Origin of the sequence: Streptomyces sp. S3(2020), from assembly GCF_013044505.1 — a bacterium.
Classification (GTDB): domain Bacteria; phylum Actinomycetota; class Actinomycetes; order Streptomycetales; family Streptomycetaceae; genus Streptomyces.
Window position 1 is genome coordinate 1 of record NZ_JABERD010000040.1, and the last position, 15,078, is coordinate 15,078.

15 protein-coding genes are annotated in these 15,078 nt (G+C 70.9%); 6 read left to right on the forward strand and 9 right to left on the reverse strand.

Translation table 11 applies throughout. The features are described from left to right. Positions 1 to 515 (reverse strand): helix-turn-helix domain-containing protein (locus HLK59_RS15625; protein ID WP_171142023.1); only part of this gene is annotated, 515 nt, incomplete at its 3' end. 271 nt (positions 516 to 786) lie between these two features. Here HLK59_RS15625 and HLK59_RS15630 point away from each other — a divergent pair. After that, entirely contained in the window at positions 787 to 1,995 is a 1,209-nt protein-coding gene (locus tag HLK59_RS15630; protein WP_277349485.1) for an acyltransferase, read from the forward strand. A gap of 35 nt (positions 1,996 to 2,030) precedes the next feature. Here HLK59_RS15630 and HLK59_RS15635 read toward each other — a convergent pair whose 3' ends face one another. Beyond that, a complete protein-coding gene (locus tag HLK59_RS15635) occupies positions 2,031 to 2,426 on the reverse strand; it encodes a VOC family protein (RefSeq protein ID WP_171142024.1) in 396 nt (131 codons plus the stop codon). Positions 2,427 to 2,859: 433 nt separating this feature from the next. Between HLK59_RS15635 and HLK59_RS15640 the strand changes: the two genes are divergently transcribed. Further along, positions 2,860 to 3,825: a GNAT family N-acetyltransferase gene (locus HLK59_RS15640; RefSeq protein ID WP_171142025.1), complete on the forward strand. Its 966-nt coding sequence runs from the start codon at positions 2,860 to 2,862 to the stop codon at positions 3,823 to 3,825. Between the two features lie 74 nt (positions 3,826 to 3,899). Here the strand turns inward: HLK59_RS15640 and HLK59_RS15645 are convergent, their stop codons facing one another. Continuing rightward, positions 3,900 to 4,553 carry a response regulator transcription factor gene (locus HLK59_RS15645; protein WP_171142026.1) on the reverse strand — a complete coding sequence of 218 codons (654 nt, stop codon included), beginning with the start codon at positions 4,551 to 4,553 and terminating at the stop codon, positions 3,900 to 3,902. After that, complete coding sequence (locus tag HLK59_RS15650) at positions 4,550 to 5,689, reverse strand: sensor histidine kinase (protein ID WP_171142027.1); 1,140 nt, start codon at positions 5,687 to 5,689, stop codon at positions 4,550 to 4,552. The genes HLK59_RS15645 and HLK59_RS15650 overlap by 4 nt, the downstream gene beginning before the upstream one ends. Positions 5,690 to 5,952: 263 nt before the next feature. On the opposite strand from HLK59_RS15650, the gene HLK59_RS15655 reads away from it, so the two are divergent. Continuing rightward, positions 5,953 to 6,573: a hypothetical protein gene (locus HLK59_RS15655; RefSeq protein ID WP_171142028.1), complete on the forward strand. Its 621-nt coding sequence runs from the start codon at positions 5,953 to 5,955 to the stop codon at positions 6,571 to 6,573. Here HLK59_RS15655 and HLK59_RS15660 read toward each other — a convergent pair. Both HLK59_RS15660 and HLK59_RS15665 read right to left on the reverse strand, forming a co-directional pair. Further along, positions 6,563 to 7,678 (reverse strand): endonuclease/exonuclease/phosphatase family protein, encoded by a 1,116-nt coding sequence (locus HLK59_RS15660; RefSeq protein WP_346779735.1) that lies wholly within the window; start codon positions 7,676 to 7,678, stop codon positions 6,563 to 6,565. The genes HLK59_RS15655 and HLK59_RS15660 overlap by 11 nt on opposite strands. Further along, positions 7,675 to 8,286, reverse strand: a complete 612-nt coding sequence (locus HLK59_RS15665) for a M15 family metallopeptidase (RefSeq protein WP_240982430.1) — start codon at positions 8,284 to 8,286, stop codon at positions 7,675 to 7,677. The genes HLK59_RS15660 and HLK59_RS15665 overlap by 4 nt, the downstream gene beginning before the upstream one ends. A gap of 128 nt (positions 8,287 to 8,414) precedes the next feature. Here HLK59_RS15665 and HLK59_RS15670 point away from each other — a divergent pair, with 128 nt between their 5' ends. The 3 genes from HLK59_RS15670 to HLK59_RS15680 all read left to right on the forward strand — a co-directional run bounded on the left by HLK59_RS15670 (position 8,415) and on the right by HLK59_RS15680 (position 11,772). Then, positions 8,415 to 9,110 (forward strand): response regulator transcription factor, encoded by a 696-nt coding sequence (locus HLK59_RS15670; RefSeq protein ID WP_171142031.1) that lies wholly within the window; start codon positions 8,415 to 8,417, stop codon positions 9,108 to 9,110. Beyond that, positions 9,103 to 10,230 (forward strand): HAMP domain-containing sensor histidine kinase, encoded by a 1,128-nt coding sequence (locus HLK59_RS15675; RefSeq protein WP_171142032.1) that lies wholly within the window; start codon positions 9,103 to 9,105, stop codon positions 10,228 to 10,230. Before HLK59_RS15670 ends, HLK59_RS15675 begins: the two co-directional genes overlap by 8 nt. A gap of 279 nt (positions 10,231 to 10,509) precedes the next feature. Continuing rightward, complete coding sequence (locus HLK59_RS15680; RefSeq protein WP_346779736.1) at positions 10,510 to 11,772, forward strand: MFS transporter; 1,263 nt, start codon at positions 10,510 to 10,512, stop codon at positions 11,770 to 11,772. Here the strand turns inward: HLK59_RS15680 and HLK59_RS15685 are convergent. Genes HLK59_RS15685 through HLK59_RS15695 form a run of 3 tightly spaced genes read right to left on the reverse strand, consistent with a single transcriptional unit; the run spans position 11,758 to position 14,770 of the window. Then, positions 11,758 to 13,266 (reverse strand): MDR family MFS transporter, encoded by a 1,509-nt coding sequence (locus HLK59_RS15685; RefSeq protein ID WP_171142033.1) that lies wholly within the window; start codon positions 13,264 to 13,266, stop codon positions 11,758 to 11,760. The two genes, HLK59_RS15680 and HLK59_RS15685, sit on opposite strands and share 15 nt — an antisense overlap. After that, positions 13,263 to 14,195 carry an aldo/keto reductase gene (locus HLK59_RS15690; RefSeq protein ID WP_171142034.1) on the reverse strand — a complete coding sequence of 311 codons (933 nt, stop codon included), beginning with the start codon at positions 14,193 to 14,195 and terminating at the stop codon, positions 13,263 to 13,265. The genes HLK59_RS15685 and HLK59_RS15690 overlap by 4 nt, the downstream gene beginning before the upstream one ends. After that, positions 14,195 to 14,770 (reverse strand): carboxymuconolactone decarboxylase family protein, encoded by a 576-nt coding sequence (locus tag HLK59_RS15695; RefSeq protein WP_171142035.1) that lies wholly within the window; start codon positions 14,768 to 14,770, stop codon positions 14,195 to 14,197. Before HLK59_RS15695 ends, HLK59_RS15690 begins: the two co-directional genes overlap by 1 nt. Between the last annotated feature and the right edge of the window lie 308 nt (positions 14,771 to 15,078).

Genomic DNA, 15,078 nt, shown 5'->3' on the forward strand with positions numbered 1-15,078 from the left:
AGAGTTGTATAAGAGACAGGCTCCTGGGTGCTCCGGAGCGCGGGTACGAGGCCGGCCCGCAGCAGGGAGGACTTGCCGCTGCCGGAGGGGCCGAAGACCGCGGCGAACCGTCGGCCGCGCAGCAACTCGACCAGGTCGGCGGTGAGTCGGTCCCGGCCGAAGAACAGGCCGCTGTCCCCGGTCTCGAACCGGGTCAGGCCTCGGTACGGCGTGAGTGATCCGTCGTCGTCCCCGTGGCCGTCACCGGCCGCCTCCTCCACCGCCTCCTTCCACCGGGCCTCCCATCGCGCCAGGTCTCCCCCGCACGCCCCCGCATAGGCCAGGGCCACCGCCAGCGTCGGCAACTGCTCGCCCGCCGCCGCCTGCGACAGCGTGGTCACCGAGTAGCCCGCCCGCTGCGCCAGCGACCGGTAGGTGATCCCGTCCGCCTCCGCCCTCAGCTCGCGTAACTCGAACGCGAACCGCTGCACCGGACCCGCCGCCGGATCCAACGGCACCTCACGACGCCCCGCCACCCCGTCACCCCCTTCAGCCGCCCCCGCACCACGACGGGCGGCCGCCCCACGCACCTCGACGACACCCGACGACTCGCGCGCCCCGCCTCATTGTTCGGCCCCCAGAACGGTACTGCCGAACAATGCTCCGGCCGCTGGACTCGGTGCCGTGCAGACCCCTTCAGGACAAGCCCATCGAGCACCTCATCGAAGACGACCTCGCCCACGCAGGGAATCCCGACCCCTCTCCGCTGCCTCGACGCCTTCGCTTCGCGTGGGTTCACGATCGCGGTTGGGTTGGTTGGACGCGTTGCGGGGCATCGCCGCACTCGTCGTGGTGTTCGACCACTCCTCGTACACCTTCATGGGCGACTTCCGGCGGGAGTTGATGCCGCAGTTCAACACGAGCCGCTACGCCATCATGGTGTTCTTCCTGGTGAGCGGCTACATCGTGCCCGCTTCGCTGGAACGCCGGGGCTGCGTCAGGACGTTCTGGATCGGGCGGATCTTCCGCGTGTACCCGCTGGCGGCGGCCGCCGTCACCATGCTCGTCGCCGCCGACCTCCTTGGTCTCGCGGAGATCCGCGACTTCGACCGGCAGAGCGCCGCAACCGTGATCGTCGCCCACGCCACCATGCTCCAGGAGTTACTGGGGACACCCGGTCTCCTGCTGGTCCTGTGGACGCTCTCCTACGAGATGGCCTTCTACCTGCTGGTCGTCGCCCTCTTCACGGTCCGTCTTCACCAACAGTCCGCGGAGGTCGCGGTCGTCCTCGCGGCACTCGCCGCTGCCGGTGTGACAGCAGGGGTGGTGCTGCCGGCCTCTGCCCTGTCCGGGCTGGTCGGCACCGGTCCGCTGATCGCGTTCGCCTCGATCGCCATGGCCGTCGCCATCGGCTGTGCGAGCGCCGGGTCGCCCGTGCTCCGGGGGTTCGGGGGCGTCCTGGGCGGAGTGCTGGCGCTCGTCCTGGTCCTGTTCAACGGCACGGTCCCGCTGTGGGAGGGCCTGGTGATCCTCGCCGTGATGTTCCTCGGTACCGCCGTCCACCGTGCCGAGAACGGTCAGAGCACCTGGCTCCGTGCGGCCTGCACGGCTGTCGGCGTGGTCGCCTGTGCCGTGGGGAGCGCGTACTGGTACGGCGACGGTGACCACTTCGCACGGCGCGGCTGGATCATCGCGTTCCTGATGGCTGTGCTCACCTTCGGCGCCGGACTGTTGTCGCGCCGCCGACGCATACCGCGGTCGCTGACCGGGCTGGGAACGATCAGCTACTCGGTCTATCTGGTGCATCCGGTGCTGCTCGCGGTGATCGACGGCACGGCCGGCCGACGGCGGCAGGACAGTCTCCTGCTCGAAGTCGCGTTCTTCGCCGTGCTGTTGCCGCTTTGCCTGCTGACCTACCGAGGGATCGAAGCCCCCGGCCAGGCGTGGGGCCGGAGGTTTGGCCACGGGCGTAGGTCAACGAGGCCTTCTCGGCCCCGTGAAAAGCGCGGTATATGACAGGACGGGATGGGGTACGGGGGCCCGCCCACGGCCTAGTTCCGCGGTGCCAGGGTCCGCAGGACGCAGAACTCGTTGCCCTCGGGGTCGGCCATGACCACCCAGTTTCGGTCCGGTCCCTGGCCCACATCCGTCTTCGTGGCGCCGAGGGCGAGCAATCTGGTGACCTCGTCCTCGGTACTGCCGTCGATCGGGCTGACGTCGAGGTGAAGCCGGTTCTTCACCGTCCTGCCCTCGGGCACTTGAACGAACAGCAGAGTGGGCGGCATCTGTCGGGCCCGGACCTCCTCGACCGTCGGCTCCCAGGAGCCGATCTCGACCTTGGCCTCGCTCCGGTCGATCACCTTGAAGTCCAGAACCTCGCACCAGAAGGCGGCGAGCCTCTCCGGGTCACGGCAGTCGACGGCCAACTCGGTGAACCTGCTTGTCACGACTCCCCCAGACAGTACGGACGGGGCTCAGAGTATGCCGCCCGTCCGACGGATCCGCGATCTTCCCGACCGGGGACATCGGCCGGGCTCGATGCCTGCGCCTCCGCACTGACGGGCGCGCCGGCCCGTCGGTGTCCGGGGCGAGCCGGAAATGGTGCGGGGCCTGTCCGCGTTTGCGGACAGGCCCCGGGTTGAGCGCCGGGCAGGCCTTGCACCTGCATTTCCCCGCAGGAAGCGGGGCGTCTTTCCTTAGACGACCAACGCACTGCCGGACAACCGAAGTTGTGGCGACCAGCTCGTGATCAAGCTTAGCGCATGCAGAGGGCGGTCATCACCACACGCCAGGTCCGCGCCGAGTCGCCGTGACCTCCTCGAAGTCGGTCGCCCGGAAACCGAGGTGCGTACGGACTCGGTGACACCTATCGTGCCGCCCATGCATGCGACGCCGACCCGTAGGCCACTCACGCTCGAAGACACCCCGGCCCTGGCCGAGTTGTTCGCCGCGGTGGAGGCGACCGACGGCACCGACGAGCACTACGACGCCGAGGACCTCGCCGATGAACTGGGCGACCCACACGTCGAGTTGCCCCACGACTCGGTGGGGGTGTGGTCCGGTGGCGAGCTGATCGGTTACGCCAGGGCGACGGGCTTGCCGGACGCGACCGACGTACACCTCGTGTACGTCGAAGGGGCGGTGCGACCCGACGCCCGCGGCCAAGGCGTGGGCACCGACCTGGTGAAGTGGCAGGTGACCCGGGCCGCGCAGCTGCATCACGAGCGGTTTCCTGACCTGCCGGGCGAGGCGCACATCCAGATCCACGCACCGAACACCGCCAAGCGCGACCTGTACGAGGGAGCCGGGTTCCAGGCGCGACGCTGGTTCTTCGACATGCGTCGGCCGCTGGACGGCGACGGGATTCCGGTGCCGGCCCCGGCGGGCGGGCTGCGCGTCGTACCCTTCACCGCCGCGTACGACGACGCGACCCGGTCGGCGCACAACGAAGCGTTCCGCGAGAACTGGGGTCACACCCCGGCCACGGCGGACCGGTGGCGTCACGGCGCCACCGGCGCCCGGTCGTTCCGGCCCGACGTGTCGTTCCTGGCGCTGGACGGGGACGAGGTCGCCGGGTATCTCCTCAGCCACGAGTACGACGCCGAGACCGCGATGACCGGCGTCCGCGAGTGCTGGATCGACCGGCTCGGTACCCGTCCCGCCTGGCGTGGCAGCGGCGTGGCCACCGCACTGCTCACCAGCTGTCTGCGGGCCGGTCAGGAGCAGGGCTATCGCAGAGCCGGTCTGAACGTGGACAGCGCCGACGCCAACGGTGCGCTGAGCCTCTACGAGCGGTGCGGGTTCCGCACCCTGCACACCTGGACCGGCTACGTGCGACCGCTGTAGCGGTAAGCGAACTCGGATGCCGATGCGGTATGCGCGTTCGTCCATGGCCGGACAGCCGCCAGACAACCGTGGTCTCACAGCAGACCGAGGTCGCGGGCGCGCAGTGCCGCCTGCGTACGGTCGCGCAGGGCGAGCCGGCTGAGGATGCGGGAGACGTGGTTCTTGACGGTGCCTTCGCTGAGGTACAGCTGCGCGGCGATCTCCCGGTTGGTGCGGCCGCGCGCCACGAGCCGCAGGATGTCGATCTCGCGCGGGCTGAGGCCGGGAGCGGCGGCGGACGGCTCGGGAGCGGGGTGGGGCAGCGCGGCGGCGAGCCGGGCGGCCACCGAGGAGTCGAGTTGGGTGACTCCGGAGTGCGCCAGGCGGATCGCGTGCGCGAGTTCCTCGGCCGGCAGGTCCTTGAGCAGATAGCCGCTGGCGCCCGCGCGCAGCGCCTGGACGACGTACTCCTCGTCGTCGAACGTCGTCAGCATCACGACGCGGCACTCCGGTGCCCGGCCGCGCAGCACGGCGACGGCCTCGACGCCGTCGAGTTCCGGCATCCGTACGTCCATCAGCACGACGTCGGGTGCCAGTTCCACGGCCTTCTCCACGGCTTCCCGCCCGTTGACCGCCGTACCGACGACGGTGATGCCGGGCCGGATCGAGAGCAGTGCGGCGATGCCGTCCCGGATCAGCTGCTGATCGTCCACCACCAGCACCCGGACCGCCGTCGGCTCCTGGCTCACCGCTCGCCTTCCCGCCGCGGGACGACGACCGTGAGTCGTGTGCCTTCGCCCGGCCTGCTGTCGATGTCGACGCTTCCCGCCACCAGGTGCACCCGTTCACGCATGCCGGTCAGGCCGAATCCGCCGGCCGCCCGGTCCGGTGTGAAGCCGCAGCCGTCGTCGGTCACGGCCAGGCGTGCGGTGTCCTCGGTGAGCCGGACCGCCACGGACACCCGCGAAGCCCGCGCGTGGCGCAGCGCGTTGGTCAGCCCCTCCTGCGCGGCCCGGTACAAGGCGGTCAGCGCGGCCGTGCCGTAGCCGTCCTCGTCGCCTGTCACCTGCACGCTGACGCAAGGCCCCGCACCGTCGTCGCGCGCCCATCCCGCGAGCGCGGCCGACAGCGACGGGCGCGGTGCGTCGTCGCGCAGCGCCCGTACCGACTGCCGTACGTCGCCGAGCGCCAGCTTGACCGACTGTCTGGCCTCGGTCATCGCCCGTCCGGCCGCGTCCGGGTCCAGGGCGCGGAACTCGGACGCGATCTCCAACTGCACGGAAATCGCGGTGAGATGGTGGCCGAGGCTGTCATGGATGTCGCGGGCCAGCCGGTTGCGTTCGGTCGCCGCGGACAGCTCCGCGACCCGCGCGGCGTACTCCTGCAGTTCCCGCCGGGCCCGTTGTTCGCCGACGGCGACGGCGGCCATCGAGATCGCCAGCACCAGGCCGACGGCGACCATCAGCAGGTCGGACACGTACTCCATGTCGCGATACCAGGCGGGGGCGGTCAGGACGAAGCCGGTGAGCAGTCCGGCCAGACACAGCGCCCCCAGGACGAGCGCCGTCGTGCGGCCGAACGCGAAGTAGGCGGTGAACGGCAGGAGCACGAACAGCACTTGGGACAGTTCCGAGGTGTCCAGGGCGACCACGGCACCCGTCAGTACGCACCGCACGAGCAGCGTCGGCACCGGGGACAGGTTCCGGCGGCGCCCCGCCACGTCCAGAGCGCACAGGGCGGCGAGCCCGGCGACGAAGCCGGCCGTACGCCAGGACAACAGCCCGGAGCCGGCGCCCAGGTCGGCCGCCAGGTAGTAGACGCCGCCGAGGAGGACCGCGCCGTACAGCAGCGGTGACACCCACGGCACGGGCACATACGCCGACATGCACACCCCCCACCCCCGAAGCCACCGCCCAGGCTAGGCCGCACGCCCGTGCCAGGCGACACCGACGGGAGAGCTCCGGCCGGGACCCACGAGGTGTGGCCGAACGACACATGCCGAACAGCACATGCCGAACGGCACTCCACCGGCCCCGCACGCCGGTGACCTCCCGCCCGGTTGTCGCCGCCCGGCATCTGCCCCGACCGACTGCTCCGTTTCTACGGTTCCGTCCTGACCTGCCCTTCGACGAACCGGAGTTGGCTCTCATGGCCTCACCGTCGAGTACCGCGTCCGCCCCTGCCCGGCTCACCCGCCTCGGCGCCCTCTGCGGGGTGCTGTCCGGCCTGCTCATCGCACTGCCCGCCGCCGTCGAGGCCTTCACCGGCGAAACGGCCGTGACCAGCCTCCTCCTGGCCCTCTCCCCCGCGTTCGCCCTGCCGTTCCTCACCGCGCTCCACCACTGGCAGAGCCCTGCCACCGGCCGCTTCGGGGAAACCGCCTACCTCGTCAACCTCATCGGCCTCGGCCTGTTCGGCGGGGCCGCGTTCGCCTCGAACCTGGTGCTCTTCTACTTCGACGACGACGTCATCGAAGCGGAACTCACGGGCCCCACCATTCCCGCGCTCCTCGCCTCGGCCGTCGTCTTCGCCGTGGGCTGCGCCCTGTTCGGGGCGGCGACGATCCGCGCCCGCATGCTGCCGAAGGTTCCGGCGTGGGGGTACGCCGTCGCACTGCCCCTGTTCGCCTTCCTGATCGCGCTGCCCGACTCGGTGCTCACGAGCGCACTGCACATCGTCGTCGGCATCGTCCTGGTCTGGCTCGCCACCGCCCTGTGGCGGTCCGCCTCGGCGCACGACCGGACCTCTGTCGCGGCGTTCACCAGCTGATCCCGGCCGCCACCGGCAGATGGTCGCTGCCGGTGGCCGGCAACACCCACGAGCTGACCGGCCGCACCCCCCGGACCAGGATCTGGTCGATCCGTGCCACCGGGAACGTCGCCGGCCAGGTGAAGCCGAATCCGTCCCCGGCCGTGTCCTGCACCGAGTCCAGCCGGGAGGTGACGCCGGCGAGCGCGCGGTCGTCCATGGTGCCGTTCAGGTCGCCGAGCAGTACCACCCGGTCGTTCCGCTCGGCGGCGACGGCCTTGGCGAGCGCCCGCGCGTTCCTGTCCCGCGAGTCCGTCCAGAAGCCCGTCCTGGGAGTCACCCGTACGGACCCCAGGTGGGCGACGTACACGGCGAGGGGACCTTTGTCCGTGGCGACCGTGGTACGCAGGGCCCGGTTGTAGGTCATCTTGACGGCGGCCGGCTTGGTGTCGCCCAGTGGCCCGGCGTCCATCTCGGTGTCGACCGGCCGGGTGTCCGACAGCGGCAGCTTGCTCCACAGCCCGACCGTGCCCTGGACCGTGTGATGCGGGTACGTCTTCGCCAGACCCTTCTCGTAGGTGCCCCGGGCCTCCGGGGTCAGCTCCTCCAGCGCCAGCACGTCCGCACCGGAGGCGGCCAGGTCACGGGCGGTGCCGGCCGGATCGCGGTTGTCGGCGCCGACGTTGTGGCTCGCCACGGTGAGGTCACCGCCCGCGTGGGACTTGTCGCCGAGCAGCCCGCCGAAGAGGTTCAGCCAGACCATGACCGGCAGCAGCAGAGCGGCCACCGCGGAGGCGGAGCGCCGCCACAGCGCCGTGGCCAGCAGCGGCGGGACGAACAGGCCGAACCACGGCAGGAAGGTCTCCGTCAGGCTGCCGAGGCCCCCGATCCGGTTCGGGATCTTCGCGTGCAGCAGCATGAGCAGGCCCAGCAGCAGCGCCAGCGCCGCGAGCACCGGGCCGCGCTTCCACGGTTCCGGCCGGGAGATGACACGGATCGCCCGGCGGATGCCCGCGGGCCGGGTGGCGGTGTCGGTCCCCGGCCTGCCCGCACCGCCCTGTCCGGTCTCCGTCGTATCAGCCGTATCAGGCTGCGTCACCGTCTGTCCTCGATCACTGCTGGTCACTGCTGCATCCTGGGGTCCTGGGTGGGGTCGGCATACATGCGCGGGCATTCCCGGGCTTTCGCCTCGGTGCGCAGTTCGTAGTGCCAGGGTTCGTTCTCGTAGATCTGGCACAGCCCGTACTCGGCGCCGTGCGCGGACAGCCACGCCGTCGCATCGGAGCGTCCGATGTCGACCGCGTCCCCCGACACATGGGGAGACGTCGCCGGGGTGGCCACCCATCGGGCGGCCTCCTCTTCGGATCCGTACTCGGAGACCGCCTCCCGAAGAAGCCGCTCCTGGTACTCCGGGGAACGCCAGCCGCTGTTGACGTAGAGCATCACGCCGGTGTCCGCGGCAGCCGTCGCGGCTTCACGGAGGGCCTTGAGCAGATCCGGGTCGAGGGCGGTCAAGGCCGGAAGCTCGTCGTCGAAGACCGTGACCCCGGCGGGGACGGCACCGCCGGCCTCGCCGAGTCCGCCACGGGGCTCACCGCGATGCGGGCTCGTGAGTGACGCGGTCGAGGGAGGTAGGCGGGGCGAGGCGGACGTGGACCTCGCCACCTGGTGGCCGAGGGCCGCGATGATCCCCGCCAGGACGACGAACAGGCCGACACCAAGGAGCCATCGCATCCGGTGAGTCGGTGTTCGTGCGGGTAATGGGGTTCGTGTCATACCGCCAGTCAAGGCAGCACGGTGTTGCCGGCACGTATGCGGTTTTCGATATGCCGACGATATGCGCCGCCTCGTAGCCTCGGAGCATGCGTGTGCTGATTGTCGAGGACGAGCCCTATCTGGCCGAAGCCATCCGCGACGGGCTGCGTCTGGAGGCGATCGCGGCGGACATCGCGGGTGACGGCGGCACCGCTCTGGAACTGCTGAGCGTCAACGCCTACGACATCGCCGTCCTCGACCGCGACATCCCCGGCCCGTCCGGTGACGAGATCGCCCAGCGCATCGTCGCCTCCGGCAGCGGCATGCCCATCCTCATGCTCACCGCGGCCCACCGTCTCGACGACAAGGCCTCCGGGTTCGAACTCGGCGCCGACGACTACCTCACGAAACCCTTCGAGCTCCAGGAACTCGCGCTGAGGCTCCGAGCACTCGACCGCAGACGCGCCCACAACAGGCCTCCCGTGCGGGAGATCGCGGGCCTACGGCTCAACGCGTTCCGCCGCGAGGTGTACCGCGACGACCGTTACGTCGCGCTGACCAGGAAGCAGTTCGCGGTGCTCGAAGTCCTCGTCGCCGCCGAGGGCGGTGTCGTCAGCTCCGAGGAACTCCTGGAACGGGCGTGGGACGAGAACGCCGACCCGTTCACCAACGCCGTGCGCATCACTGTCTCCGCGCTGCGCAAGCGGCTCGGCGAGCCCTGGATCATCGCCACCGTGCCGGGCGTCGGCTACCGCATCGCCACACAACCGCAGGCCGGACACGAGGGACGAGACCATGGATAGAGCACCTGGTCTGAGCGTTCGCCTCAAACTCACCCTGAGCTACGCCGGATTCCTCATGGTCGCGGGCGCCCTGCTGCTCACGGCGGTATGGGTCTTCCTCCTCCGCTACGTCCCCGACCGCGCGATGCTCATCAACCCCGACGACAGGCCCACGGGTGGCGTCTTTCCCATCCGGTCCGTCCTTCTGGGCGTCTTCGCTCCGAGGGCGTTCGCCGTGCTGGCGTTCCTGCTGGTGTTCGGTCTCGTCGGCGGGTGGCTCCTCGCCGGCCGGATGCTGGGCCCGCTGACCCGGATCGCCGACGCCACCCGGCTGGCCTCGACCGGATCGCTCTCCCACCGGGTCCGGCTGCCGGGCCGCAACGACGAGTTCCGCGAACTCGCCGACGCCTTCGACACCATGCTCGCCCGCCTCGAAGAACACGTCGCCGAACAGCGGAGGTTCGCGGCCAACGCCTCGCACGAGTTGCGCACCCCGCTCGCGATCTCGAAGTCGCTCATCGACGTGGCCCGTGGCGATCCGGCACAGGACACCGTCGAGATCATCGAGCGCCTCCACACCGTCAACACCCGAGCGATCGACCTCACCGAAGCGCTGCTCCTGCTCAGCCGTGCCGGCCAGCGGTCCTTCACCCGGGAACAGGCCGACCTCTCCCTCCTGGCGGAAGAGGCCACCGAGACACTCCTGCCCCTGGCGGAGAAGCTCGGCGTCACCATCGAGACCTCCGGCGACATCGCCCCCGCCGACGGCTCTCCCGCGCTGCTGCTCCAGCTGACCATGAACCTCTTGCACAACGCGATCGTCCACAACCTGCCCGGACAGGGCACCGTGTGGGTGACCACCGGCGTCCGCCCCAAGACCGTGGTGCTCACTGTCGAGAACACCGGCGAGAAGCTCACCCCCCAGCTGCTTTCCACCTTGACCGCACCGTTCCAGCGCGGCACCGAGCGCATCCGTACCGACCACGAAGGCGTCGGCCTCGGCCTGGCCATCGTCAACACGATCACCCAGGCACACGACGGGACACTCACGCTCACTGCGCGCTCCTCTGGCGGGATCCGCGTCACCGTGGAACTCCCCCGGGCCCCCTGCCCACCGACGGGCGACGGATCAGGGAACTGAGGCGGGCGAAATCGGCTTTCGCGTCGGGCCGACGGCGGATAGCGTTTGCGCGCGGCGAGTCGTCCAGGCGAGTCGAGTCGCCGTCGCCCAGGAGGAGTTGAGAAGAGATGGTCGGTCTTCCGAGCGTGCGTTGACGTCGTAGGCCGTGACCGGCCCGTCATCGCGTGCTGCCCTTGATGTCGCGGCACAGCGAGCCTTCTCCTGCCTGAACCGGAACCGGCTGCGCACCTGTCGGGTGCCCGGTGGCAGGCCTCGTTGTCGGCAACCCGAGGGATTCCCGTGGCGTCGAGCCTGTGGCGGGACAGTGATTTCCGCGGACTCTGGGTGGGGCAGACGGCCTCCCAACTCGGGGAGCACACCGGGCTGGTGGTGCTTCCGCTGTTCGCCGTCCTGGCGCTCGATGCCGGTGCGACCGAGTTGGGTGTCCTGCGTGCCGTGGGGCAGGCGCCGGTCCTGTTGCTCTCGCTGTTCGTCGGCGCGTGGGTGGACAGGTGGCGCACGCGCACGGTGATGGTGCTGACGGACGCGGGCCGGGCCGTTGCCCTGGGCGCCGCCGCCGTGGCCGGCCTCTTCGGCTGGCTCGGCCTGCCCACGCTGTTCGTGATCGCCTTCGCCGTCGGGGCCCTGTCGGTGTTCTTCGACGTGGCGTACCAGGCGTGCCTCGTACGGCTGGTGGGTCGCGATCAACTGGTGCGCGGCAACAGTGCCCTTGAGGGCAGCCGGTCCGCGGCGCAGATCGGCGGTCCCGCCCTGGGCGGCGCGCTGGTGTCCCTGCTGTCGGCGCCGATCGCCGCCGCCTCCAGCGCGCTGTTCTTCGCGCTGTCGTTCCTGTCGATCCGACGACTGCGCCGGACCGAATCGATTCCGGACCGTCCGGACCGTCCGGGGCGTCCCTCCCGGGTCTGGCGGCGGATTCACGAGGGTCTGCGTTTCGTCGTCGGCGATACGGCCCTGCGGACGGTCTGTCTGGCCTCGGCCGCCTTCCAGTTCTCCTTCGCGGCCGTCATGACCGTCTATCTCCTCTATCTGCCGCGGGAACTGCACCTCTCCGGCACCGCCGTCGGACTCGCACTCGCGGCGACAGGGCCGGGCGCGCTCCTGGGTTCCCTGCTGGCCGCGCGGCTGCCGAACCGGTTCGGGTACGGCCCGGTACTCGTGGCCGGGGCGGCTCTCGGCGACGGGGTGTTCTTGTGCGTACCCGCGCTCCACGGCTCCCCCGCGGTGACCGTTCCCGCGCTCCTCGCGGTCAACTTCGTGTTCGGGGCCGGCAGCCAGTTGGTGAACGTGACGGTCATGGCCGTCCGGCAGACGGTCACTCCGGACGGCATGCAAGGCCGCGCCGCCGCGACGATCACGTTCGTCGGCATGGGACTGTCCCCCCTCGGTTCCCTGCTCGGCGGATTGCTCGCCGAGGAGTGGGGGTCGCGCACGACTCTCTGGGTGACGGCCGCGGGCATGCTGGTGTCCCCGCTGGTGATGACCCTGTCCCCGCTGGCCCGCCTTGGACGGACGGTTCCGGCCCCGCGGTCACGGCGAAGCTGACCGTCGTGGCCCACCGCGAAGGACGGGGCGTTCGCCAGTACCCCGGTCGTGGGTGGGACATGGTTCGGTGGCGGCGTAGGCCTCCCGGACCCGCCGGTCGCTGACGCGGAGGGCGAGGAGGGCGGCGCACAGGCACAGGGTGGCCAGGGCGATGTAGGCGATGCGGTGGCCGAAGGCGCTGTCGGCGGCGTTCGGTGAGGTGAGGGAGGCCACGAGTGTCCCGGCCAGGGCTACTCCGAAGGCGCCGGCGGTCTGTCGCTGCATGTTGAGGAGGGTGGTGGCGTCGGCCGTGCGGGAGGACGGGATCGCGACGAAGGCGGCGTTCTGGGCGCTCGCGAAGAGCAGGCCGACGCAGAGGCCGAGCAGGTACATCGAGGGGTAGAGGGCGAGGGGGTGCGGGGTGGCGGTGAGGATCGCCAGGAGGACGATGATCAGCGCGGCTCCGGCACCGCCGCCGACCATCAGGCGGCGTGGGCCGATCCGGTCGTGGAGGCGGGGTACGAGCTGGGAGGCGGTCAGCATGCCGAGCGCCTCCGGGAAGGCCGCCAGGCCCGAGTGGAACGCGTCGTAGCCGAGGTCGCTCTGGAGGAACTGGGGGTACAGGTAGAGGACGCCCATGAAGGCGGCCCCGGTGGGCAGCAGCACCAGCTGGGTCGTACGGAAGAGGTGGTCCTCGGCGACCCGCAGATCGATCATGGGATGTCCGGCGCGCAGTTCCCAGGGAACCAGCAGGGCGAGGAACACGATGCCGCCCGCCAGCGGTACGAGGGTGCCGCCGCTCGCCCAGCCGCGGTCCGGGGCCCCGGTGAGGGCGTAGAGGACCGCCGCGAGTCCGCCGCCGGCCAGGACGAACCCCAGCGCGTCGAAACGGGGCGCCCCCGGGCCGGGGAAGTCGGGCAGCACGCCCAGCCCGAAGAGCAGGGCGAGCATTCCGACGGGCAGGTTGACCAGGAAGACCCAGTGCCAGGAGGCGGTGTCCACGAGCCGGCCGCCCAGGACGGGGCCGAGGGCGGGGGCGACGGCGGTCGGCCACATGACGTACTGCTGTGCGCGCAGCCGCTCGGCCACCGGGAACGCGCGCAGCATCATCGTCATCCCGACGGGGGCGAGCAGTCCGCCGCCGGCGCCTTGCAGGATGCGGTATCCGGTGAGCGCTTCGAGGGAGTCGGCGGTGGCGCACAGGCCGGAGGCCACGGTGAACAGCAGCAGCGCGGTCAGTGCGGTGCGTCGGCTGCCGAAGCGGTTGCCGAGCCAGCCGGAGACGGGGATGAAGACCGCGAGGGCCACGAGGTAGCCGACGTTGACGGAGCTGAGGCCGGAGGTGTCCACGCCGAAGTCGCGGCCGATGGCGGGGAGGGCGACGTTGACGATGGTGGTGTCCATGATCGCCATGAAGTTCGCCGCGACGAACACGACGCAGACGGCGACCTTCGCCGGGACGCGATGACCGAGTCGCGGGGTGCGTCCGGTGCCGGCCGGTCGGTCGGGGCTCACCGGCCGTCACGGAGCCGGCGGACCTGCTCGTCGGTCAGCGTGAGACGGCGGGCCTGGAGCGAGTTGTCGATCTGTGCGGTCGTCCTCGCTCCGATGGACGGCCAGACACCGCGGTGGTGGAGGGTCCAGGCCAGAGCGACGGTCTCGGGCCGGGAGCCGAGCTGTCCGGCGAGTTCGATGCAGCGGAGCCGTCGGGCGCGGTTGTCCGCGGTGTCGTACGGGTCGGGCTTGCCGTGGTGCGCTTTCGGTCCGGTGCGCGCGAAGTGGCCGCGGGCCTGCGAGGACCAGCCGATCAGGGGCAGCCGGTGTTCGCGTACGACGTCGAGGACGGCGCTGTCGGCGTGCAGGCTGCCCTCCAGCAGCGCCGGGTCGGGTTCGGCGAGGCTGAACTGGTAGCTGGCGACCGGGGTGTGGCCCCGCTCACCGAGTGCGGTGGCGAGTTCCGCCAGCCGCTCTGCCCGCCAGTTGGAGACCCCGACCCGGCGGACGTGTCCGGCCCGCACGAGGCTGACGAGAGTGTCCGCGAGGTCGGCGACCGGGCGGGCGGGGTCGTCGCAGTGGTAGAGGAGGACGTCGATGGTGTCGACGCCGAGGTTCTCCAGCGCGGACCGTACGTGCGCGAACACGGTGTCCCGGCTCAGCGGGATGTCGCCGCCGGTCGTGTCGTGGCCGACCTTGGTGGCCACACCGAGCGTGCCGGGGTTCCGGCGCAGCCAGTCGCCGACGGCGGCCTCGGCCTTGCCGCCGGCGTAGCTGTGCGAGGTCTCGACGAGGAGCCCGCCGGCGTCGGCGAAGTGGGCGAGCCGTTCGGCGGTGGTCTCGGCCGGCTCCGCTCCGAAAGGGCCGCCGAGGACGAATCTGTGCGCGGCGCTCTCCATGCCTTCCTCGTCGAGGAGTCCGTCGAGCAGCTGAAGGGGGGAACGCGGCATCAGGCCTCGCCCCCGGCGACCCGTCGGAATCCGTCGACGTCGGCGAAGGGCCGGGGCAGGTGCGGCCGGAGCGGGATGCGGAAGGTGTTGAGCATCATCGCGGACATGCTGAAGCTGCCGATGCAGCCGATCAGGTCCAGCACACCCTCCTCACCGAACAGTCCGATGGCCTCGGCGTAGGTCTCGTCCGTGACGAAGTGGTCGTAGAGCATCTCGTGCGCGAAGGCGTGGAAGACGCGTTCGTCCTCGGCCTCGAAGCCGGGGTCCTCGCCGCGGGCGAGGCGGTCCAGGCACTCGGCCGGGATGCCTTCCTCCAGGGCCTGCTGGATATGGGCGTTCCAGGCGGCCTGGCTGTCGAAGTGGCGGCCGGCGATCAGCACGCTGAGCTCCCGGAGCCGCTGCGGGAAGCGGGACTCATTGCGGCAATAACGGCCGAGGTGTTCTACCCAGGGGGCCAGTTCCATGTTGTGTGCCCAGGCGATGAAGGGTGGGGGCGGTTCGACTCCGGGGCCGACGATCGCTTCGAGGAGTTCGGTCTGTTCGGGGGTCAGGCTGGGAAGCGGGGTCAGGCGCATGGTCGTGGTGCCTTTCGAAAAGGGGAGGGAGTTACCGAAAGCGGGAGTTGCCGAAGGGCGGGAGTCGCCGAGTCGCGGTCGCTCCCACGGGAGCGGTGAGGGTGCCCTGGGAAAGGCCCGCGCCCGGGGCGCGGCCACCCATCGCCGCGGGCGCGATGCCGAGGCCGAAGACGGGTGAAAGGGGAGGCACCCCGGGGCGCGGGCGGCCGTCACCGGCGGGCCGGTGACGGTGAACCATCGGCCGGGCGGGCGGGAGCAGGGGGCGATGCGGTGGCTCGGGTGCGGGGAACACCCCGGACGGGGTGCTC

Bases quoted from the DNA above. Each gene is read 5' to 3' on its own strand.
- HLK59_RS15665 (WP_240982430.1), bottom strand. From the start codon at position 8,286: ATGCGATGGCTCCTTGGTGTCGGCCTGTTCGTCGTCCTGGCGGGGATC.
- HLK59_RS15690 (WP_171142034.1), bottom strand. From the start codon at position 14,195: ATGCCGCGTTCCCCCCTTCAGCTGCTCGACGGACTCCTCGACGAGGAA.
- HLK59_RS15675 (WP_171142032.1), top strand. From the start codon at position 9,103: ATGGATAGAGCACCTGGTCTGAGCGTTCGCCTCAAACTCACCCTGAGC.
- HLK59_RS15655 (WP_171142028.1), top strand. From the start codon at position 5,953: ATGGCCTCACCGTCGAGTACCGCGTCCGCCCCTGCCCGGCTCACCCGC.
- HLK59_RS15650 (WP_171142027.1), bottom strand. From the start codon at position 5,689: ATGTCGGCGTATGTGCCCGTGCCGTGGGTGTCACCGCTGCTGTACGGC.
- HLK59_RS15670 (WP_171142031.1), top strand. From the start codon at position 8,415: ATGCGTGTGCTGATTGTCGAGGACGAGCCCTATCTGGCCGAAGCCATC.
- HLK59_RS15640 (WP_171142025.1), top strand. From the start codon at position 2,860: ATGCATGCGACGCCGACCCGTAGGCCACTCACGCTCGAAGACACCCCG.
- HLK59_RS15695 (WP_171142035.1), bottom strand. From the start codon at position 14,770: ATGCGCCTGACCCCGCTTCCCAGCCTGACCCCCGAACAGACCGAACTC.